The 20,048-nt window shown below is 63.4% G+C and carries 19 protein-coding genes; 12 read left to right on the forward strand and 7 right to left on the reverse strand.

Features of this window, described 5'->3' with window-relative positions; genetic code table 11:
• Positions 1-12: 12 nt before the first annotated feature.
• Positions 13-1,803: an ATP-binding response regulator gene (locus tag ACTJKX_RS29360; protein WP_440727413.1), complete on the reverse strand. Its 1,791-nt coding sequence runs from the start codon at positions 1,801-1,803 to the stop codon at positions 13-15.
• Complete coding sequence (locus ACTJKX_RS29365; RefSeq protein WP_311945098.1) at positions 1,804-2,418, reverse strand: response regulator transcription factor; 615 nt, start codon at positions 2,416-2,418, stop codon at positions 1,804-1,806. It abuts the gene before it with no gap.
• A 359-nt stretch (positions 2,419-2,777) separates the two neighbouring features.
• On the opposite strand from ACTJKX_RS29365, the gene ACTJKX_RS29370 reads away from it, so the two are divergent.
• On the forward strand, positions 2,778-3,494 hold the full coding sequence (locus ACTJKX_RS29370) for a response regulator transcription factor (RefSeq protein ID WP_311945096.1): 717 nt from the start codon (positions 2,778-2,780) through the stop codon (positions 3,492-3,494).
• Positions 3,495-3,554: 60 nt separating this feature from the next.
• Here ACTJKX_RS29370 and ACTJKX_RS29375 read toward each other — a convergent pair whose 3' ends face one another.
• From ACTJKX_RS29375 to ACTJKX_RS29385, 3 genes are all read right to left on the reverse strand, one after another.
• A complete protein-coding gene (locus tag ACTJKX_RS29375) occupies positions 3,555-3,989 on the reverse strand; it encodes an SLOG family protein (protein ID WP_440727414.1) in 435 nt (144 codons plus the stop codon).
• A gap of 588 nt (positions 3,990-4,577) precedes the next feature.
• Positions 4,578-5,180 (reverse strand): TVP38/TMEM64 family protein, encoded by a 603-nt coding sequence (locus tag ACTJKX_RS29380; protein WP_440727415.1) that lies wholly within the window; start codon positions 5,178-5,180, stop codon positions 4,578-4,580.
• Positions 5,181-5,555: 375 nt separating this feature from the next.
• Positions 5,556-6,239: a GntR family transcriptional regulator gene (locus ACTJKX_RS29385; protein ID WP_311945093.1), complete on the reverse strand. Its 684-nt coding sequence runs from the start codon at positions 6,237-6,239 to the stop codon at positions 5,556-5,558.
• Between the two features lie 188 nt (positions 6,240-6,427).
• Between ACTJKX_RS29385 and ACTJKX_RS29390 the strand changes: the two genes are divergently transcribed.
• From ACTJKX_RS29390 to ACTJKX_RS29420, 7 genes are all read left to right on the forward strand, one after another.
• Positions 6,428-7,552 (forward strand): sugar ABC transporter substrate-binding protein, encoded by a 1,125-nt coding sequence (locus tag ACTJKX_RS29390; protein WP_394312031.1) that lies wholly within the window; start codon positions 6,428-6,430, stop codon positions 7,550-7,552.
• Positions 7,553-7,701: 149 nt separating this feature from the next.
• Positions 7,702-9,252 carry a sugar ABC transporter ATP-binding protein gene (locus tag ACTJKX_RS29395; protein ID WP_440727416.1) on the forward strand — a complete coding sequence of 517 codons (1,551 nt, stop codon included), beginning with the start codon at positions 7,702-7,704 and terminating at the stop codon, positions 9,250-9,252.
• A complete protein-coding gene (locus ACTJKX_RS29400) occupies positions 9,249-11,324 on the forward strand; it encodes an ABC transporter permease (RefSeq protein ID WP_440727417.1) in 2,076 nt (691 codons plus the stop codon). The genes ACTJKX_RS29395 and ACTJKX_RS29400 overlap by 4 nt, the downstream gene beginning before the upstream one ends.
• A 25-nt stretch (positions 11,325-11,349) precedes the next feature.
• A complete protein-coding gene (locus ACTJKX_RS29405) occupies positions 11,350-12,129 on the forward strand; it encodes an SDR family oxidoreductase (RefSeq protein ID WP_440727418.1) in 780 nt (259 codons plus the stop codon).
• 28 nt (positions 12,130-12,157) lie between these two features.
• Positions 12,158-13,102, forward strand: coding sequence for a 3-hydroxyacyl-CoA dehydrogenase (locus tag ACTJKX_RS29410; protein ID WP_440727419.1), 945 nt, complete (start codon positions 12,158-12,160; stop codon positions 13,100-13,102).
• Between the two features lie 9 nt (positions 13,103-13,111).
• Positions 13,112-14,038 (forward strand): 3-keto-5-aminohexanoate cleavage protein, encoded by a 927-nt coding sequence (locus ACTJKX_RS29415; protein WP_440727420.1) that lies wholly within the window; start codon positions 13,112-13,114, stop codon positions 14,036-14,038.
• A gap of 55 nt (positions 14,039-14,093) precedes the next feature.
• Entirely contained in the window at positions 14,094-14,972 is an 879-nt protein-coding gene (locus ACTJKX_RS29420; protein ID WP_440727421.1) for an SMP-30/gluconolactonase/LRE family protein, read from the forward strand.
• A gap of 403 nt (positions 14,973-15,375) precedes the next feature.
• Here ACTJKX_RS29420 and ACTJKX_RS29425 read toward each other — a convergent pair whose 3' ends face one another.
• The gene (locus ACTJKX_RS29425) at positions 15,376-15,795 is read right to left on the reverse strand and encodes a DUF1236 domain-containing protein (protein ID WP_311945240.1); all 420 of its coding nucleotides are present in this window, start codon (positions 15,793-15,795) and stop codon (positions 15,376-15,378) included.
• 434 nt (positions 15,796-16,229) lie between these two features.
• On the opposite strand from ACTJKX_RS29425, the gene ACTJKX_RS29430 reads away from it, so the two are divergent.
• Together ACTJKX_RS29430 and ACTJKX_RS29435 are read left to right on the forward strand one after the other, a co-directional pair.
• The gene (locus ACTJKX_RS29430) at positions 16,230-16,988 is read left to right on the forward strand and encodes a response regulator transcription factor (RefSeq protein ID WP_311945242.1); all 759 of its coding nucleotides are present in this window, start codon (positions 16,230-16,232) and stop codon (positions 16,986-16,988) included.
• Positions 16,989-17,177: 189 nt separating this feature from the next.
• The gene (locus ACTJKX_RS29435) at positions 17,178-17,513 is read left to right on the forward strand and encodes a DUF883 family protein (RefSeq protein ID WP_311941369.1); all 336 of its coding nucleotides are present in this window, start codon (positions 17,178-17,180) and stop codon (positions 17,511-17,513) included.
• Positions 17,514-17,574: 61 nt separating this feature from the next.
• On the opposite strand, the gene ACTJKX_RS29440 is transcribed toward ACTJKX_RS29435, so the two are convergent.
• On the reverse strand, positions 17,575-17,958 hold the full coding sequence (locus ACTJKX_RS29440; RefSeq protein ID WP_367624360.1) for a hypothetical protein: 384 nt from the start codon (positions 17,956-17,958) through the stop codon (positions 17,575-17,577).
• A 296-nt stretch (positions 17,959-18,254) separates the two neighbouring features.
• Here ACTJKX_RS29440 and ACTJKX_RS29445 point away from each other — a divergent pair, with 296 nt between their 5' ends.
• Both ACTJKX_RS29445 and ACTJKX_RS29450 read left to right on the forward strand, forming a co-directional pair.
• Entirely contained in the window at positions 18,255-18,482 is a 228-nt protein-coding gene (locus ACTJKX_RS29445; RefSeq protein ID WP_440727422.1) for a hypothetical protein, read from the forward strand.
• Between the two features lie 338 nt (positions 18,483-18,820).
• Complete coding sequence (locus tag ACTJKX_RS29450; protein WP_440727423.1) at positions 18,821-20,035, forward strand: helix-turn-helix domain-containing protein; 1,215 nt, start codon at positions 18,821-18,823, stop codon at positions 20,033-20,035.
• Positions 20,036-20,048: the final 13 nt, after the last annotated feature.

The raw sequence follows: 20,048 nt of genomic DNA on the forward strand, positions 1-20,048 counted from the left end.
CACCAGCGCCGTTCAGCCATGGGCCCGCTTTGCTCGAGGCGGCAAGGTACTGCGGATCTTGGCGAAGAGGGCGGCTGGCAGAACCGGCTTGTGCAGCAGGGGGATACCGCTGGCTTCCGCTTCGCGCAGCCGCTCGGGCGCGGTGTCGCCGGTGATGAGGATGGCGGGCAGGTCGGGGATCCGTTCCCGGAGGATGGCAATCGCTTCCGCACCAGTTCGCTGCTCGCGCAGGCGGTAATCGCAGATCACCAGATCCGGTGCCATGCGGTCGAGGCAAAGCCGCGCCTGCTCGATGCCTTCCACGGCCTCGCACCGCGCGCCCCAGGTTTTCAGCAGGCGCAACATGCCCTCACGAACGGCTTCGTCGTCGTCGATCACGAGGATCCGGCACGGTGTGCCCAGCGTCGTGTGGTCGTTCGCGAACGCGGACGGCTCGGGATCGGCCTGCATGCCGGACTGCCCGGCTGCAAGAGGCAGAATAAGAGCGAATTTGCTGCCGCGGCCAACCACCGAGCGCAATCGCAATTCATGATTGGCGGCCCGGGCGAGACGCTCGGTGATAGCCAATCCCAGGCCGAGCCCCTTGCGGCGATCGCGCTCGGGATTGCCGAGCTGATGAAATTCTCGAAAAATTTCCTGCTGGTTGTCGGCCGCGATGCCGATGCCGCTGTCCCAGACCTCGACATGGACCTGGTCGGAGCGGCGCCGGCAGCCGATCAACACACCGCCGCGTTCGGTGTAGCGAATGGCGTTGGAGATCAGGTTGCGCAGGATCAGCTCCACCAGTGCGGGGTCTGATTCCACCATGACATCGGTATCGCGCTGACGGTAGACGATGCCTTTTTCATCCGCCGACGGGGCAAGTTCGGTACCGATCCTGTTGAGCAGGGGCTGGAGTTCGAAACAGCGCTTGCTCACCGTGACCACGCCGGCTTCGAGCCGCGAGAAATCGAGCAGCGTGTTGAGCATGTCGCCCGAAGCACTCGAGGCGGCGCGGGCATTGTCCAGGATCTCGCGTTGCTGCGCCGTCAACTGGCCACGGGCGAGCACTTCCAGGAACAGGCCCTGGGCATGGATGGGTTGGCGCAGATCGTGGCTGGCGGCAGCCAGGAATTTCGATTTGGCCTGGTTTGCGGTTTCGGCCTCGAGGCGGGCGGCCTGGGCGATTGCTGTCTCCTGGCGCAGGCGCTCTACCAATTCGTTGTTCTCGAACCGCAGCTCCGCCAATTTCTGGAAGGTCTGCGACGCGCTGCGCGCCGAAGCGATGATGGCGATGCAGAACAATATGCTGCCAATCGCCATGCCCCAATACATGGGATCGCCGAGCGTGACCAATTTGAGGGAGAGCATGGCGATGAACACGACCGAATAGCCGACAAAGGCCGGCAGCACGGGCGCCATGAAGGAGAGGGAGCCAGCCTGGATGCCGGCCATGAAGCACAGAAGCAGGGCGATGGCGAGGGGGGAAGCCTGATCAAAGGCGATCCAGGGCAATATGCCCCGCAGGACGCCGATCGCCGTGGCAAGCAGGACGGCATAGCGCTGGTAGCGACCGGCCTCGGCAACAGGATCCGGACTGTCACGGAAGCGGTTGGCGAGCAGGCGCAGAAAAGGCACGGGAAGAAAAGCGCAGACTGCCCAGATCGCCAAGGGAAGCACGGGGGCATTCAGGGCGAAGATGACGGCCATCGCCGCATTGCCGATGCCGCCGATGATGAAGGCAAACGGAGCCGTGCCAAGCATGAAGCGAAGCTGCTCCGCAGCGATGCGGGCGGGAACCGGCTTGAACAGGAGCGCTGCCATTCAGCGTATCAGGCCGCGTTCGCGGGCCGTGGCCACCGCCTCCGCCCGGCTCGCCACGTCGAAAGCCGCCAGCAGGGCCTGGACGTGCACGCGTACCGTGTTTTCCGACAGGTTGAGGTGGCGCCCGATCACTTTGTTGGAATAGCCCCGGCCCAATTGGTCGAGAACCTCGTATTGGCGCGGCGTGAGCTGGGCCTGGCTTCTGGCGAGCGGATGAGCGATCTCGCTGGGGGCCGTCTCTCCTCGCAGGGCACTTTCGACGGTCGCGACGATACGATCGGTCGGCTCGGCCTTGGACAGGAAAGCCGCCGCGCCCTTGGCGAGGGCCTCCGCCCGAGTGCCGACATCGTCATGCGAGGTGAGGATGATCACAGGTGCGCCTGGCCAGCGTCGCCTGAACACGGCCAATCCTTCCATGCCGCTCAGGCCGGGCATCTCGATATCGAGCAATACCGCATGAGGCCGTATCTGGTCCTCGGCAATGGCCTGGGCGATCGAGGCGGCCTCGCGGATCATGGCGTGCGGCAGCCCTTGCTCGAGCACCAGGCGCAAGCCGGCGCGCAGGAGCGAGTGATCGTCGATCAGGAGTAAGTGCAGCGGCGATGGGGCGTGCATGACACCCTACTTTAGGCTAGTTGCCGACCTTAGACCATTAGTCCATGCAGACTAGTCCAAGACAGACTATGGAAAATGAGCTAAGAGTTTTCTAAAGTCGCTTTGACCAACGGGTTGGAGTTGAGTGGAGCAACTTGGCGGGATTGGTCTCACGACGAGCTTGCCGGCCGATTGCGGCTAAGGCGCTTGCCGCAAGAGAATCGGATGGTTGAGGTTTTCACCTCGTCGATCTATCGCCGATCCGGGCCAAGCGGGCTGCATTCCCAATGGTAGCCAGCGTGACAGGGGGCGCACTATGTACTTCGGCAATTCGCTGCCGAAGTTCTCATGGTCCATTTTCTTGCTGAAAGACTCCTCCCGTGGAACCGATCCCCACTTCCCATGCTCCCGAACACGACCGGCAGGGCGCGCCGTGGACGATTGCCGTCATCGATGACAAGCAACTCACCCGCAGCTGTCTGATACACAGCCTCGTCTCTGCTGCCCCTGCCTTTTCTGCCCTGGGATATGCCAGCCTGGCGGATTGGCACCAGAGTGAGGAAGGCTACGGCCCGTGCATTGTCCTGTTTTGCGTCACGGGTCAGAAGGCAACCGAGGCGGTCGTGGGGCTCGATCTCGATTTTGTGGCCCAACATTGCGGCGACGTTCGGGTGATCGTGGTTTCCGACATTGAGGATCCCCGGCTGGTCGTGGCGGCTCTCGGCAAGGGGGCACGGGGCTATATCGGCATGAGCTCCAGCCTCGATGTTGCCCTGGCGGCTATACGCCTGGTGGCGGCAGGTGGCATCTTCGTCCCGGCAAGCGGCCTGCTGCCGTCGAAGTCACGGGCTGGTTTCAGCGGAGAGGAAAGCCAGGACGAAGGCGTGTCTCGGCAGGCGGCCTTCACACCCAAGCAACTGGCGGTGATCCAGCGATTGCGCCAGGGCGAGTCCAACAAGATCATCGCCTACAAGCTCAATATGGAGGAATGCACCGTCAAGGTGCATATCCGCAACATCATGCAGAAGATCCGGGCGCGCAATCGCACGGAAATCGCCTATATGACCAACGATCTTTTTGACGGCGACGCCCACTGATCCAATCGGAAGGGGCAACCGAGTTCGGTTCCGGTCGCCGGGATCGGGGCATTGTAGGCTTCAGAAGGTAACTGCTTCGACGATGCGGACACCGGATCGTCGGGCACGCGCCACCAGATCTGCGCAATCCTTGCCGCCCGGAAAAGCAATCACCACGAAGGGCTCGTAGAAATTGAGCATGTGCTCGTTGCGCAGCGGTCCCGCGGATGTGCCATATCTGAGCCAGGACGCGCGCTCGACAATCGACCTGACCCGATGGGCGACGGCCCACTTGGTTGCCAGCAGGTCGGCGCCACGCTTGCCGGCATGAACGATACGAAATTCCCCCTCATCCGCCAGCAGGCGGTCCAGAATGGCGAAGACGCGTTGCTCGTCGATGGTCTCGTCATCACCACAGACGAGCACGGTTCTGGGCTTGCCTGGCGGCAGGCGCGGAATCTCCTCGCCGGAAGGCTGCAGCAGCGAGAGATGTCTGTTGTGCATGTCGATCGTCATGAGTGCCACCGCCCGGACCTGTGACCGCTTTGAAACGCGGTTTCTCTATTCTTCTTCGCGTTGATGCATTTTCTTGAGCAGAATTTCCCCGATCTCCCGGGGGGATGTCGCGGGTCCTGCCGTGATCCTCGATACCGAACCTGCATGTTGGCCGAAGACCGGCCTGTATCTGGTTCAGGTCAAACCTCTCGGCCCTTCCTTGCCAGCCATTAGATCAGCCACCGGCGTGACAGGGGTGTGATCCGATTGTCCGGAGCCCACTACCGCATGATAAGGCAAGGCGAGCGAAGGCGAGCCTCGTCGTGAAAGTGCCCCATCAGCGCCCAACTCTCATGCCACTCTGGCGGTGTCACCGAGATCTGATCTCTGTCATTCACCCCCTCCATTGGTATCCGCCGCCCTTGCTGAGTATCGCCGACGCCCTCATTCACTCTCTGACATCCATCATACTCGCCCTGGCAGCCATCCGCGTGACGGGCATCATGGCCCTGGCATTGGCCGGCTTGCTGGTGGTGGGCGTAGTAGCCACCACAATCCGGCGAAGAAGGCGCGGTTGAGGCACCGGCCGTCAGCATCCGCGATTGAGCGTTACCGAATCCGCTCTTCGGCCGCCGGTTCGCGCTGATAGGTCGCCAGGACTTGCCGCAGCTTGCGCCCCAGCAACAGAAGAGCCGCCAGGCCGGCGCAAAGGCCTAAGCCGAAAGTGACGATCTGCAGCGTCGACAGCTGTCCATCGAGGCTCGCGCGCAGTCCCGCACCGGCAGCGACCTGCAGGGCGATGCCGGGCAGAATGCCAAGCCCGGTCGCGATCAGGAACGGGCCGAAGGCGGTCGAAGTCGAGCCGAACACGAAGCTCACCATGCTTGATGGCGCAATCGGCGCGAAACGGCATAAAAGCACGATACGCCAGCCACTTATCCGAACAGCTTCACGAAGCGGCTCGAGCAGGCGCCAGCGCCGGGCGAGCCGGTGCCCGTAGCGGCGGCCAACGGCGAGGCCGAGCCAGTAAGCCACGGATGCGCCGAGGATGGATCCGATCAGGGCAAGCGGGATGCCGTATAGACCATAGGCAGAGCCGGCCACGATGCAAAGCGCGGGCCGGGGCAGCAGCGAGACGGCACTGACGAAGAAGAGCAGCAGCATCAAGGCCGCTCCCCACTCGCCGGCAAAGCTCAATAGATCCGCCTGCATGCCCAAACCAGTCCCGGTGTCGTTCGCCGTTCATATCGTGTCTCGGGCAGGATGCAACCTCGATGGCTTTTGCTCAAGAGACATTCACGCGGCCTGTGGCCGGATGTGAAAGCGATGCCGGCATCCAGGCAGCATGCCGATCATGCCTCGTGCCAACAAAGAACCCGGCGTGTCGGGCGCCGGGTCAAAAGTTGGTTGCTATGCCGCCGATTTGCGGCATGGGTGCACACTATTGTCAGACGATGTGACACGGACGTGAAAGCACCGATGCCAAGGCGCCTTGCAATCCCAAGATCTTGTCCGAATTCGAAAAGTAACATTGAAACAAAGGGTTATGGTCAGAAAGAGGCCGATTCCTCCATCGAACGCCGCCGGTCAGAGAATGGTTTCGAGAATATCGGCCGCGTCGCCGATATCGGCCTGGACGGCGCGAACCGCACCATCCCGATCTCCCGATCGCAGTGCGTCGACGAGGATACGGTGGTGTTTATTCGAGACGACGAAATTGCCGCGTTCCTGCAGCAGGTTGAAATAGGGGCTGACCTGCAGCCAGAGGGTCTCGATGATGCCGAACAGTGTCTCCGAGCCGCTCGCCTGGTAGATCTCGAAATGCAGCGCCCGGTTGGCGCGCAGATAGATCTTCCGGGCTTCCTTGTTCGGCTTGATGTTGTCCATCTCTTCGACCAGTTCGTCCAGCCGGGCGAGTGTTGCGGGCTGGAGGTTGGGCGCGGCCCAGGATACCGCCAATCCTTCGATTTCCAGGCGAGTGCGCGTCAGGTCGGCCAATCGTTCTCGGGTCAGATGCGGAATGCCGAGGCTTCGCCCGGCGACCACGGTAAGGGCCTTTTCCGCCGTCAGGCGTAGAATGGCCTCGCGCACCGGCATGGCGCTGACGCCGAAGGCATCCGCCAGCCACTGGATGGTAATCGACTGGCCGGGCGCCAGATCGCCATTGAGGATCAGTTCCTTGGCCTGGCGATAGACGTCCTCCTGCATCGTGGCGCGCTGCACGCGGACGACCGAGAGCGGTTCTCGCGCCTTGGACCTGATTTCGCTCATGACACCTCCGCGTTGCAATCCCGGGACGGGATTCTCGTCTTGTAGGTCGGTTCGCCGTTCCAAGAAAGCGTCACCGGGCTTGCTAAAATTCTGATCTTTGATTTATGATCAAAAGTAGCCCACAGAAGCTGACTTATCAACGAGTCGAAGTGCCCGCCGCAACGAAGCGGGCTGACAGGGAGGGAAGAATGGGACTGGTGAAGCGCGGTGCTGCCCTGCTGGGCGCGGGACTGCTCGGCCTATGCGCCCTTGGCGGGCAGGCCGAAGCCAAGGACAAATACAAGATCTATCTGTCGATGAGCTATATTGGCAATGATTGGCAGGGCGAGGCCGCCAACATGGTCAAGGCCATGGCCGCCAGCAAGGAGATGGCCGACAAGGTCGATCTCCAGGTTCAGGTCGCCGGCCCCAATGCCCAGCGCCAGATCCAGCAGATCAACGCCATGGTCCAGGCCGGTGCCAAGGCCATCGTTGTTTTCCCGATCTCGCCCACGGCCTTGAATGCGGCAGTGAAGAATGCCTGCGGCAAGGGCGTGGTGGTGATCGCCTATGATGGCGAGATCACCGAGCCCTGCGCCTACAACGTCACGATCGACCAAAGCGAGGCAGGGCGGGTCACGGCCGAATGGCTGGCCAAGAAACTGAACGGCAAGGGCAACATCATCGCCATCACCGGCGTGCCCGGCACCTCGGTCGATACGCTGCGCACCAAGGCAGCCAAGGAGGTGTTTGCCAAATATCCCGACATCAAGATCGTCAACGAAGCCGTCGGCATGTGGAGCCAGGCGGTGGCTCGCACCGAATTGTCCAAGATCATGGCCACCCGTAAATGGGACGAGATCGACGGGCTGTGGATGCAGGTGGGCTGCTATACCGCCAATACCATGCAGATCGAGGCCGGCGCGACCCCCGATAAGCTCAAGCCCTGTGCCGGCGAGGGCTCGAATGGCGGCCGCATCCAGATGCTGCCGGTGGGCACCGAGGTCGAAGGCGCCAACGGCACATATACCCCGATGGCTGCGCCCCGAATTTCCTATGCCTCGCCGCCTTACTCGGGTGGCCTGGCCCTGAAGCTTGCCGTCGCCAAGCTCGATGGCAAGGACATTCCCAAGCACACGGTGCTGCCTTTGCCGATCGTGACGAACGAGACGATCAAGCTCTGCCAGGAAGGCAGCTGGGCCGAGATGAAGGCCGGCTGCAATGCCTTCAAGCCCTCTCTGGTTTCCAATCCCGGCTGGTTCGCCTCGATCTATTCGGCCGAAACGCCCGAGCTCGGGCTGTCGGCGGCGCTGGTCGGACAGCCCGAGAATTGAAGGCAGGGCGGTCCGCGCCCTCGTCCAAATCCGAGACTCTCCTTCTCCTCTTGCGGGAGAGGGAGAGACACACCTTGTTGGTCTCGATGTGAGCCTCCCGGTCAGGATGAGGCGCGCAGATACCGCAAATGAGTTCAGGACCGGCTCGCATGTCATCCCCATCCGTTCAGACGGCTTTGCCGAAAACGGCGGTCGCGGCCCGCGATATCAGCCGTTCCTTCGGGCCGACCATCGCCGTCGACGGCGTCTCCTTCGAGGTCAGCGCCGGCGAGACCCATGCCCTGCTGGGCGAGAACGGCGCCGGCAAGTCGACGCTCGTCAAATTGCTGTCCGGCCTGATCCTGCCGAGTTCGGGCCATTTCGAGATCTTCGGCCAGCAGGCCATGCTTGGCAGCCCGCGCGCGGCCCATCGGCTCGGCATCCAGACCGCCTTCCAGGAATTGACCATCGTCAAGGACCTGACGGTGCTCGACAACATGCTGCTGCCTTATCCGCCGACCCTGCTCGGCCAGATCCGCCGCGCCGAGGCCCGCCGCCAGGTGGCTGAACATCTGGACGCGATCGGCCTTGCGGCGATCGACCTCGACACCGACCTGCGCGATCTCGATCTCAATTTGCGCCAGAAGATCGAGATTGCGCGCGCCTTGTTTCGCCGCCCCAGGATCCTCCTTCTCGACGAGCCGACCTCCACGCTCTCCGGCCGGGACATCGACTGGCTGGGCGGCCTGATCGACGGGCTGAAGCGCGATGGCGTCACGGTCGTCTTCATTTCCCACCGCATGGCAGAGGTGAGGGCCTTCTGCGATCGCGTCACGGTCCTGCGTGGCGGCAAGCATATCGCCACCGCCAGCCTCGCCGATGTCGCCGACGAGGACCTGATCGGCATGATCGCCGGCCGGGAGCTCGGCCGCTCCTTCCCGCCCAAGCCGCCGGTGCCCGCGCCGACCGGCGATCCCGTGCTTTCGGTAAACGGCCTCAATACTCACAAGAGGCTCGAAAGCGTCGGCTTCGACCTGCGCGCAGGTGAGATCCTCGGCGTCGCCGGCCTCCAGGGCATGGGCCAGCTCGAGCTTTTCTCGGCCCTGTTCGGCATGGAGGAATATCGCGGCGAGATCCGCATCGACGGACAGCCGGTGACGCTGACTTCCCCGCGCGACGCCATCGAGGCGCGCATCGGCATCAGCCTGGTTCCCGAGGACCGCAAGACCGAAGCCCTCTTCCTCAAGCTCGACGGGCAGCGCAACGTCTCCCTGCCGGTGATCGAGCGCTATACCAGGTTCGGCCTGATCGACGAGGCCGGCGAGGAGAGGGATGTCGCCCGGGTCTTCGGCCGGCTCAACGTGCAGATGCGCGCGCTGTGGACCAGCGTGAAGTCCTTCTCTGGCGGCAATCAGCAGAAGATCGCCATCGCCAAATGGCTGTTCGCGCAAAGCCGCGTGCTGCTGCTGTTCGATCCGACCCGCGGCATCGACGTCGGGACCAAGCATGAGATCTACGCCTTGATCCAGCAATATGCCGCCGCGGGCGGCGCCGTCCTGTTCCATTCCACCGAGATCGCCGAGCTCGACCATCTCGCCCATCGCGTCCTCGTGCTCTATCGCGGCAAGGTCGCGGCCGATCTCACCGGCCCCGCGATTTCCGAGGACGCCATTCTGCGCGCCACGCTCGGCAGCGCTGCCACGATCCGGGAGGCATCATGAGCGCGGCCCAAGCCGATATGTCCCTCAAGCCGTCGCCGTCCAGGCGCGCGGTCCTGCGTTGGGGGCGCCATCGAGGCACGCTGATCGCCATCGCGGCTTTCCTGGTCTGCCTCGGGCTGATCCGCCTCGTCAGCGGATCCCTCAACTATTACGACATCTCGACCATCGCCACGGGCGGGGCGACGCTGGCAACGGCCGCGATCGGCCAGACCGTCGTGGTCTTGTCGGGCGGGTTCGACCTGTCGGCCGCCGCCGTGATCTCGCTGGTGAACGTCACACTGGCGAGCCACATGCAGGACGATCCATCCAGCATCCTCCTATGGTCCTGCGCCGGCATCGCCATCGGGGCTGCGGCGGGTGCCTTCAACGGCTTCTTCATCGCCTTCCTGCGTCTCCAGCCGATCGTGGTGACGCTTGCGACCATGTTCATCCTGCAGGGCGTGACGCTGCTGGTGATGGACAAGCCGGGCGGACAGCTTCCCGCCGGGTTCAGTGCCTTCTTCACGGCGGACGTCATCCCCGACTGGCTGCCGGGCCCGGTTCTGATGCTCGTCCTCCTGGTGCTGGGCTGGTTTCTCCTCAAGAACACCATCTTCGGCAAGGCGATCTATGCCATCGGCTCGGACCGGGACGCGGCGCGGGCGGCGGGCCTCGACACCCGCCTGTGCGAGTTCTTCGTCTATGTCCTGGCCGGCGGGCTCTACGGTTTGGCCGGCGTGTTCATCAGCGCGCAGACCGGCTCGGGCGACCCGCTGGTCGGCAATCCCATGCTGCTGCAGATGTTTGCGGCGGTGGTGGTGGGCGGCACCTTGCTGGGCGGCGGGCGCGGCGGACCGGTCGGCACCATCTTCGGCGCCTATGTGCTGATGATGGTGGTCAACATCCTGCTCGTCCTCAACGTGCCGGCCTTCTATTCCTCCGTGGTCGAGGGCACCATCCTGATCCTGGCGGTGTTGGGCGCTTCGATCACCCGCACCTCGGTGCTCGCCTCGACCTTGCGCCTCGGCGGCCATCGCCTGTCGGCCTGGCGTCAGGGGCGTCTGCCTCGGCAGCTGACCCTGACGGAAACGCGGCTGCGGCTGCCGGACGAGCCCGCTCGAGCCGCACGATCTCAAGTCGCACGTCCCAGCTTCTGGATCCGCCGCCAGGAGGATCTGCGCACCGTCCTGCCGGCCTTTGCCTGCTTTGCGATCGTTCTCGTCGTCAGCCAGTTCGTGCTCGGCAGCACCCTGCTGTCATGGGGCTACTACAATTCGCTGATCGTGCTGGCGAGCTTCCTGGCCATTCTCGCGCTCGGGCAGGGCAGCGTGATCCTCACCGGTGGCCTCGACCTCTCGCTGCCGTGGACGATCGCCTTCTGCGGCATCGTCAGCGCCGGCCTGATGAAGGGATCTGACAGCGCCATGCTCTATGCCTTGCCGCTGGCTCTGGGGATCGGCACGTTCATCGGCCTCATGAACGGTCTCGGCATCGTGGCCCTCGGCCTGTCGCCGATCGTGATGACCCTGGCGATGAACGGCATCCTGCAAGGCTTTGCGCTCGTCTATTCCGGCGGCACGCCCGACGGCTTTTCGGCGCCCGGCCTGCGCTGGATCATGACCGGCCAGGTGATGGGCGTGACACCGATCGTCCCCCTCGTCATCCTGTTCGTGCTCGTTGCCACGATCCTGCTGGGTCGCACGGCCTTCGGCCGGCGTGTCTACGCCATCGGCAACGGCATGCGTGCCGCCGAGCTTTCGGGCGTTCCCGTCGGGGCGACCCTCGTCAAGGTCTATATGCTGTCGGGTTTCTGCGCGGCGCTCGTGGGCTGCCTCCTCGCCGGCTTCTCCGGCCAGGCAAGCCTGGGCATGGGCGATGACTATCTCCTGCCTTCCATCGCCGTCGCCGTGGTGGGCGGCACACTGATCACCGGCGGGCGAGGGCGCTATATCGGCATGATCGGTGGAGTGCTGCTGCTGACGGCCTTGCAGACCCTGCTCGCCGGTACCACGCTTCCCTATGCCACACGCGCAATTCTCTATGGCGTGGTTGTGCTTTGCGCGGTTATTACATTGCGCGAGAAAAATACCTGAACATATTGCCATACAAGGAAATATCATGACTGGAATTGTCCTCAAGCCCGGTCTTCGGGTTCTCGTCACCGCCGGAGCTTCCGGCATCGGCCGCGCCATCGCCGACCTCCTGATCGACAACGGCGCCAGGGTGCATGTGTGCGATGTCGCCGAGCATCATCTTGCCGATTTCCGCAGCGCCCATCCCGGACACGGCGCCAGCCTGTGCGACGTCTCCGACGAGGAGGCGGTGGCCAGGCTGTTCGATGAGGTAAAAGTGGGCCTCGGCGGCCTCGACGCGCTCATCAACAATGCCGGCATTGCCGGGCCGACAGGCGGCGTGGAGGAGATCGCGCCCGCTGACTGGCGCCGCACCATCGACATCTGCCTCACTGGGCAGTTCCTGTGCACCCATCATGGCGTGCCCCTGCTCAAGCAGGCCGGCGAGGGTGCCATCGTCAACCTGTCCTCGGCGGCGGGGCGCTATGGTTATGCCTATCGCACGCCCTATTCGGCCGCCAAATGGGGGGTGATCGGCTTCACCCAGAGCCTTGCCAAGGAACTCGGTCCCTCCGGCATTCGCGTCAACGCCATCCTGCCCGGCATCATCCGTGGCCCGCGCATGGAGGGGGTGATCCGCGACCGCGCCGCGCAGGTCGGCGTGCCCTATGAGGCGATGGAGAAGCAGTATCTCGATCGCATCTCGCTGCGCCGCATGACGGGCCCGGAGGATGTTGCGGCCATGGTCCTCTTCCTGCTGTCGCCGGCCGGCATCAACATCTCCGGCCAGTCCCTGGGCGTCGACGGCAACGTCGAATCCCTGTGAGCGCCCCCTCTCAGTCGGGAACATCCCCATGAAGACAGCCATCATCGGATCCGGGTTCATCGGCCGCGCCTGGGCCATCACCTTCGCCAGGGCCGGCCACGAAGTCAGGCTCTGGGACAAGGACGCCGACGCCCTGCCGAAAGCCCTGGCCTTCATCGAGGAGATGCTGCCGGATCTGGCCGCCAACGACCTACTGGGAGGTTCGGAACAGGCCGAGGTCAAGGCGCGCATCCATATCGAGGCGGATCTTGCAGTGGCGCTCGATGACGTCGATCACGTCCAGGAAAATGCGCCCGAACAGGTCGAACTGAAGCGTACTCTGTTCGCCGATCTCGACAGGCTGGCACCCGCCGAGGCGGTGCTGGCAAGCTCGACCTCGGCGATCCTGCCTTCCGCCTTCATGGAGCACCTGCCCGGCCGCCAGCGCTGCCTGGTCTGCCATCCCATCAATCCGCCCTATCTTGTACCGGCGGTGGAGGTCTGTCCCTCGCCCTGGACCTCGCAGGAGGCCATGGCCAAGGCTGCCGACTTCATGCGTAGCTGCGGCCAGTCGCCTCTGGTGATGAAGCGCGAGATCGACGGCTTCATCATGAACCGCCTGCAGGGGGCCCTGCTCGAGGAAGCGTTCCGCCTGGTTGCCGACGATATCGCCAGCGTCGAGGACATCGATATCGGCCTGCGCGACGGGCTGGCCTTGCGCTGGTCCTTCATGGGGCCGTTCGAGACGATCGACCTCAACGCGCCCGGGGGCGTGCGTGACTATGCCGAGCGCTACCAGGGCATCTACGCCAACATCTTCCCGTCGGTGCAGTACCGCGTCGATTGGGCCGGCCCCGTGATGGAGCGCATCGAAGCCGAGCGTAGCGCCGTTCTGCCACGCGACAAGCTCGGCGAACGCCAGAAATGGCGCGACCGCCAGTTGATGGCTCTGCGCGCCCACAAGCGCAAAGCCGCCAAGGACATTGGAAAGTGAGTAGACGATATGGCCCGCAATAAAGTCATCATCACCTGCGCCGTAACGGGCGCCATCCACACACCGTCAATGTCGCCCCATCTGCCGGTGACGCCAGAAGAGATCGCCGATGCGGCTGTCGGCGCCGCCGAAGCCGGCGCGGCGATCGTGCATCTGCACGCCCGCAATCCGGTAACGGGTGAGCCCGACCAGACGCCGGAGGCCTTTGCGCGGTTCCTGCCCCAGATCAAGCAGCGCTCGAACTGCGTCATCAACCTGACCACCGGCGGCGCCCCGACCATGAGTATCGAGGAACGCGTGCGGCCGGCAGCGACCTTCGCGCCGGAAGTCGCCTCGCTCAATCTCGGCTCCATGAATTTCGGCCTGTTCGGCATGCTCGATCGCTTCACCGATCTCAAGCACGAGTGGGAGCGGACTTATCTCGCCAACAAGGACATCATCTTCCGCAACACCTTCGGGCAGATCGAGCACATCCTGACCACCTGCGCGGGCAACGACACCCGCTTCGAATTCGAATGCTACGACACGGCGCATCTCTACAACCTCAAATATTTCTTCGATCGCGGCCTGGTGAAGGCGCCGTTGTTCATCCAGACCGTGTTCGGCCTGCAGGGCGGCATCGGCGGCCATCCCGACGACGTCCTGCACATGAAGCGCACGGCCGACCGCCTGTTCGGCGACCAGTATCGCTGGTCGGTTCTCGGTGCCGGGCGCAACCAGTTCAACATTGCGGCGATGGCGGCCGCGATGGGCGGCAATGCCCGCGTCGGGCTGGAGGATTCGCTCTGGAACGGGCCGGGCGTGCTCGCCCGCTCCAATGCGGAGCAGGTCACCCGGGTCCGCCAGATCATCGAAGGTCTCGGCCTCGCCGTGGCGACCCCGGATGAGGCCCGCGAAATGCTGGGCCTGAAAGGCGGCCACGCCGTGAATTTCTGAGGCAGGCCGCCGGGAGGCTGAAAACCAAAGAACGGTTGAAGGAGAGGGAACAAGCATGCGTATCGAAGTCCTGCTGGATGTGAAGACCACGTTGGGGGAGGGGCCGCTCTGGGATGTCGAGCAGCAGCGGCTCTACTGGATCGACAGTTTCGACGGCCGCGTCTTCCGTGCCACCGCCGACGGCCGGGAACTGCGGGCCTGGGACGTGCCGCAGAAGATCGGCTCGATGGCGTTGCGCAAAGACGGTTCGGGCGCCGTCGTCTCGCTGGCGCGCGGCTTCCACCTCCTCGACTTCAAGACCGGGGACGTCGAGCTCATCCACGATCCCGAGCCGGATCTGCCCAACAATCGCATCAATGACGGCAAGGTCGACAAGCGCGGCCGCTTCGTCGCCGGCTCCATGGATACGATGGAGGAGGGGCCGAACGGCGCACTCTACAGCCTGTCGACGGATTTCAAAGTCACCAAGCTCGATTCCGGCATCATCTGCTCGAACGGGCCGTGCTGGAGCCCGGACGGCACTATCTTCTATTTCACCGACACCTGGTCCGGCGAGATCTCGGCCTATGACTATGACCAGGATACGGGCGGCGTATCGAACCGGCGGACTTTCGCCAAGGTCGATGGCTCGGGCGGTGGCGCGGCCGACGGTTCGACGGTGGATGCGGAGGGCTGCCTGTGGAATGCCCTGGTCTATGACGGCAAGCTGGTGCGCTACCGGCCCGACGGCTCCGTCGACCGGGTGATCGAGATGCCGGTCAAGAAGGTGACGAGCGTGATGTTCGGCGGCCCCGATCTCGACGTGCTCTATGTGACCTCGATGGCCAAGCCGCCCTTGCCGCGCTTCCCGGGTGACGGCGTGCTGCGAGGCAGCCTGTTCGCCATCCATGATTTGGGCATAAGGGGCATTCCCGAACCGCGCTTCGGCGGGTGAAGGGATCGGAAAACGGAGGGACGGGACGGCCCCAACCAGCAGCTTTCGCCGCAAGCCAGGGCCGGCGCGCCTCGTTGCCGGCGAGTGTCGTTTTCTTGGCTGGCGGCCAGCTTGCTGAAGTTAAGGACGAGGATGATCCCGCGCCGATAAGCTGGCCCAGCCGGCAGGCTCATGGGCCGCTAGGCAAGACTTTTTGTCATCCGAGCAGGGTGGAAATTCTTGTTTTGATTCTCTAAAAAATACTTATACATCAATGAGATATTTTATATTCTTAAATCGATTACTTATCGACTTGCCTTGAACGGACATCGAAGTCTTCCGACCCCTGCATCTGCAGCAGCTGGAAGACCTCGATGTCTATTGCGGGTGGCTAAAGTGAACGAGCCACCCGCAGACCCGGATGCTACTCTACAATCTGTACGATCCGACGGGTGCCGGGATCGACCAGCACGACCTCATCATTGATGACCGTATATTTGTAGCGGACTTCGCCATAATCGGCAGGTACGTCGTAGTATTCGACGCCCTCCTCGGGCAGGACGACGCCTACATTGAGAGGTTCTTCATAGCGATAGGAGGGGATATGCCGCTCGATCACATATTTGCGGAAGCGGGGGCGCTGTTCGATTCCCAGCAACCCGTTGATGCCGCCTGTCACGGCGCCGACCGTACCGCCGACGATACCGCCGATCGGCCCGGCATTGTCATTGCCGCGTTCCGCCCCTTCCTGGGCTCCGCCCATCACGCCTTGTGCCTGGGCAGCGGCCGGCAGCCATAGCGCCACCAAAGATATGCCAATCAAGTTCATCAACCTGCTTGTCATGACCTTTCTCCGTGGTTATCGAGTGTATCCACTCCAGATATGAGCAATACAACAACCCATGGCTGCAATTGTTCCCATATAATTTCGATGAAAATAGGAATTACGGCACGCGCCGCAAAATTATCTTTGATTTCTTAATGATGACACATTTCCGGTAAATGTGTGTCATTGAAGTATTCTGATGAATTCCAAGTTTTTTGAGATATGTAGATAGGAAATTCTTGTCGCCGCGCAGCCGTTGTGTCTTGCGGCCGCAGACGTGCGCCGATGGTTGTCCGAGTGTCGTGCGCATAACCGGATTCGTCATCGCAGCGGATGATCTGCTGGCGCCGTATGTGCGAAATCGCACATCCGCAGCATGAAATTACCCCTAAGGCTCCATGAAGTTTGGAGATCTGCTGGATAGCGGCAGTCTATTTTAAGGTAATATGGTAATGGGTGCTGCCGTGCTTTCCGACGCCTATAGGAGCGTCGACGTCGACCGTCTGCCAAGACTGCGCAATGAAGCCATGCGGCCGACTCCCGTTTCCGGTCCGATCGTCACACCCCGGGTCGCGACGATCCCGATCCTCATCATCAGCGCCGCAACGCTGATCCGCGACTGCCTGGCGCGCTGCCTCGCCGAAGCCGAATTGAACTGCAGCACGAGCGGCTATGGATCGGTCGACGAATGGCGTCCGACGGACCCTGCCGCTCCCGTGACGATATTGCTGTGCGCGACTGGGGACGGCGCGACAGAACGCGCCATTTGCGACGACATTGCCCGGTTGCAGGCCAAGGCTCCCGACAGCCAGATCATCGTACTCTCCGATGTCGAGGACCCTGTTCTGGTCCGTCGCAGCCTCGAACAGGGTGCCCAGGGTTTCGTCGGCATGACCTTCAATCTGGACATGGCGGCCGCCGCCATTCGCCTAGTTCAGGCAGGAGAGAAGTTCGTCCCCGTCAGCAGCCTCCTGGCGGCGCAGGCCGCGCCCATGCCGGCTGCGGACAAGGGGCCACTCGGCCAGGCGCTCACCCAGCGGCAGATTGACGTCATCGACCGTTTACGCCGTGGCGAGTCCAACAAGATCATCGCTTTCAAGCTGGAGATGAGCGAGAGCACGGTGAAGATCCACATCCGCAACATCATGCGCAAGATCAAGGCGCGCAATCGCACGGAAGTGGCGATCCTGACCAAGGATCTGTTCAACTAAGCACAGGGCCTCGGCTCGAGCAAAACGGGTTCGTGCCTGGATGAATGCGCAAGACGGCAAGGCTCCCTATGGGAGCCTTTTTTGTCTGCCGGTGAGGTGTCGGGAACATGCCGCCTGATCGGGCGTTATGGGCAAGGGCGGTGCAGGTATCCACCATCACCGTCAAGGATCACCAGAACGGAGAACAAGATGGCCGACTCGATCTCCTCGGACGATGTGCGCAAGGAACTGGAAAAGCAGATTGCCGATCTCCGCAAGGAAATCAGCGCGCTTGGCAAATCCATCGCGGATCGCGGTGCCGAGACATTGGAACGCACACGCGAAGCGGCTTCCGAAGCCGTGGATCGGGCCAGAGGGCAAACGAGAGCCTCCTTCCAGCAGGCCCGCGAGCAGGCGCATGCCGTGACCGATGCGGCGAGGGAACATCCCGGCACGGCCGCGACGATATTGTCCTCGGCCGGCATTCTGGGATTCGTCGTTGGGCTCTTCGTCGGTGCGACCCTGCTCGGGAACGAGCGACGCTAACCTTCTGTTTATCGAGCAGGCGCCGGCACGACGTCATGCAGCGGTTTCCGGTCAGGCTCGCTCATTTGTCAACCAGGGCAAAGCGCAGTCTGGCTGGTTCGCTTGCAGGCTCCGGCCAGCCCAGCGTCGAACTGGCGAAGGCGTGAAGGAGGGCCGCCAGCCGGGCACAAGGCTCGGAACTGGCGACGATCGCCCTGCCGGTGTCACGTGTGCCGACGCCAAACTGTACTTGGCATTGAAACTGTTCCGCATGGCCATCGAGCGTCCTGACGCTCAGCCTGCTCCTGGGCAGCAGACAGCGTCGAAGCCTCTCGACAGCGTCGATGGAGGTGGTGAGCGCGTCAGGCTCGCCACAATGCGAACCATCGGCGGACGACAGGCGATGGTCGGGCAGGACGACCAGCCAATCGGCGAACATGCGGCCATTGAGATAGCGAAGGCTCAAGCAGATATCGCGATCGAGCCATGGATCGCTCCCGTCCAGCCGACTCGCCCTATCGGCAAATGAAAAAAGGGCGCGCACGTCGTAAGCTTGCATGGATCGGCACCTCGATGGTTGTCGGGGGCGAAACGGCGGCGGACAACAAAGGTTTCCTGCCTGCGACGAAGTGGAGCAAAGCCCGGGCCGCTTTGCGGTGCCGGCGGGAACCATGAACCCGGTTCGCAGGTTCAGCGCCAGGACAGTTCGATATCGAGGCCGCGGCCTTCGAGCAGGATCTGCGGCTTGCAAAGGAGAACAACATGCGCAGGCTTGGCTTTCTGGCTTCACTCGCGGGATTGGTCACTATTGCCAAGCTGCTGGATGAAAATCATCGATTGCGCCAGGAAGTTGGGGCGCTGAAAGCGGCCGGCCGGCGCCGGGACATGGCAGCGCAGCCCGAAGATCCCTGGGACGCGGTCGATGAGGCGAGCGACGAGTCCTTTCCCGCCAGCGATCCTCCTGCTTTCACCGCGCGCCGCAGGACCTGAAACATGCGAGCCCGGAAGCTCCGACGCGAGCATCCGGGTGCGGGCCCTTTGGTGCGAGGCGTTTGGACGGTGATGCCCGCCGTGACGACCGCCATGTTGCGCAGATCCAGGAGGCCGCTCACCAGAAGGATCGCGGTCAGGCTGGCGGCGTTCAGGCTGCAATGAGTTCCCAGCTGCAAACCGTTCGGAAAGGCCGGCGGCGCCGATTGCCCGGCATCCGATGCGCCATCCCATAATGAGGCTCATGACGGCACTCATGGTGTTCTCGATACGATCTGGCATTTCGTGCTAGTCCGGGACCAGCGGATGATGGGAGTGACAAGCTTGGCGGGATTCGAATGGACTCGCTGATGACGGCCGCGGCCCGTGCGCTCGCTGCCGGCGACCCGCTCGGCGCCCTGAACCGGGTTGCCCTGCGTGACGACGCGCCGGCATTGGCCTTGCGGGGCATCGCTATGGCGCAGCTCGGCGACCTCGACCGTGCCCGAACCCTGATCCGAAATGCCGCGCGCGCCTTCGGCGCCAGGCAGGCCGTGGCGCGCGCGAGATGCATCGTCGCCGAGGCCGAAATCGCCTTCGTCTCGCGTGACCTCGGCTGGCCCGCCAAGGCCCTCCATACGGCACGCACGACGCTGGAGCAGCATGGCGATCGCGTGAATGCCGCTCATGCCAGATATCTCGAAGCCCGGCGCCTGCTGCTGATCGGGCGTCTGGATGCCGCCGAGGCCGAACTTGCCAATTTCGACGCCGCGCCGCTGCCGCCGGCCCTGAGGACTGCCCACGACCTGGTGGTTGCCGGCATTGCGATGCGTCGGCTCGAGACCCGGCAGGCCCGTACGGCGCTGGCACGGGCCGAACGGGCCGCAAGCGAGGCCGCAATCCCGGCGCTGGCGGCGGAAGTCGAAAGCGCTAGGCTGATCCTGGATACGCCGGCGGCCCGCCTGATCAGGGCCGGTGGCGAACGCCCGGTCCTGCTCGATGAAGTCGAGGCTTTGCAGATGTCGAAAGCCTTCATGATCGATGCCTGTCGCCATGTCGTGCGCAATGGCGACAAATCGACTTCGCTTGCCCGGCGACCGGTGCTGTTCGCCCTCGTCCGGGCCCTCGGCGAGGCTTGGCCCCGCGATGTGACGCGCGACGAGCTGGTGGCGCGTGCGTTCGGAGCCAAGTCGGCCGACGAGTCCCATCGCGCTCGCCTGCGGGTCGAAATGGGTCGCCTGCGTGCGACCCTGAGGGGACTAGCCACCGTCAATGCGACCAAGCGCGGTTTTGCGCTGGCGCCGAGCCGCACCGGCGAGGTCCTGGTGTTGGCCCGGCCGGTGGAGGAGAAATATGCGGCGGTGCTGGCATTTCTCTCCGATGGCGAGGCCTGGTCCAGTTCTGCCCTGGCGCTTGCACTCGGAGCCAGCCAGCGTACCGTGCAGCGTGCTCTCGACGAGCTCGCCTTGGCCGCCAAAGTGCAATTCTTCGGCCGTGGAAGAGCACGCCGCTGGGTGACGCCGCCGGTGCCGAGTTTCGCGACAACCTTGTTACTCCCGGCACCGCTACCATAAAGCTAGGATCGGC

The sequence above is a fragment of the Labrys sp. 22185 genome (assembly GCF_052045555.1).
GTDB classification, from domain to species: domain Bacteria; phylum Pseudomonadota; class Alphaproteobacteria; order Rhizobiales; family Labraceae; genus Labrys; species Labrys neptuniae.

Excerpts from the sequence above, each read along its gene's own strand:
- ACTJKX_RS29360 (WP_440727413.1), bottom strand. The coding sequence starts at position 1,803 with ATGGCAGCGCTCCTGTTCAAGCCGGTTCCCGCCCGCATCGCTGCGGAG.
- ACTJKX_RS29365 (WP_311945098.1), bottom strand. The coding sequence starts at position 2,418 with ATGCACGCCCCATCGCCGCTGCACTTACTCCTGATCGACGATCACTCG.
- ACTJKX_RS29375 (WP_440727414.1), bottom strand. The coding sequence starts at position 3,989 with ATGACGATCGACATGCACAACAGACATCTCTCGCTGCTGCAGCCTTCC.
- ACTJKX_RS29380 (WP_440727415.1), bottom strand. The coding sequence starts at position 5,180 with ATGCAGGCGGATCTATTGAGCTTTGCCGGCGAGTGGGGAGCGGCCTTG.
- ACTJKX_RS29385 (WP_311945093.1), bottom strand. The coding sequence starts at position 6,239 with ATGAGCGAAATCAGGTCCAAGGCGCGAGAACCGCTCTCGGTCGTCCGC.
- ACTJKX_RS29390 (WP_394312031.1), top strand. The coding sequence starts at position 6,428 with ATGGGACTGGTGAAGCGCGGTGCTGCCCTGCTGGGCGCGGGACTGCTC.
- ACTJKX_RS29395 (WP_440727416.1), top strand. The coding sequence starts at position 7,702 with ATGTCATCCCCATCCGTTCAGACGGCTTTGCCGAAAACGGCGGTCGCG.
- ACTJKX_RS29400 (WP_440727417.1), top strand. The coding sequence starts at position 9,249 with ATGAGCGCGGCCCAAGCCGATATGTCCCTCAAGCCGTCGCCGTCCAGG.
- ACTJKX_RS29405 (WP_440727418.1), top strand. The coding sequence starts at position 11,350 with ATGACTGGAATTGTCCTCAAGCCCGGTCTTCGGGTTCTCGTCACCGCC.
- ACTJKX_RS29410 (WP_440727419.1), top strand. The coding sequence starts at position 12,158 with ATGAAGACAGCCATCATCGGATCCGGGTTCATCGGCCGCGCCTGGGCC.
- ACTJKX_RS29415 (WP_440727420.1), top strand. The coding sequence starts at position 13,112 with ATGGCCCGCAATAAAGTCATCATCACCTGCGCCGTAACGGGCGCCATC.
- ACTJKX_RS29420 (WP_440727421.1), top strand. The coding sequence starts at position 14,094 with ATGCGTATCGAAGTCCTGCTGGATGTGAAGACCACGTTGGGGGAGGGG.
- ACTJKX_RS29425 (WP_311945240.1), bottom strand. The coding sequence starts at position 15,795 with ATGACAAGCAGGTTGATGAACTTGATTGGCATATCTTTGGTGGCGCTA.
- ACTJKX_RS29430 (WP_311945242.1), top strand. The coding sequence starts at position 16,230 with ATGGGTGCTGCCGTGCTTTCCGACGCCTATAGGAGCGTCGACGTCGAC.
- ACTJKX_RS29435 (WP_311941369.1), top strand. The coding sequence starts at position 17,178 with ATGGCCGACTCGATCTCCTCGGACGATGTGCGCAAGGAACTGGAAAAG.
- ACTJKX_RS29445 (WP_440727422.1), top strand. The coding sequence starts at position 18,255 with ATGCGCAGGCTTGGCTTTCTGGCTTCACTCGCGGGATTGGTCACTATT.
- ACTJKX_RS29450 (WP_440727423.1), top strand. The coding sequence starts at position 18,821 with ATGGACTCGCTGATGACGGCCGCGGCCCGTGCGCTCGCTGCCGGCGAC.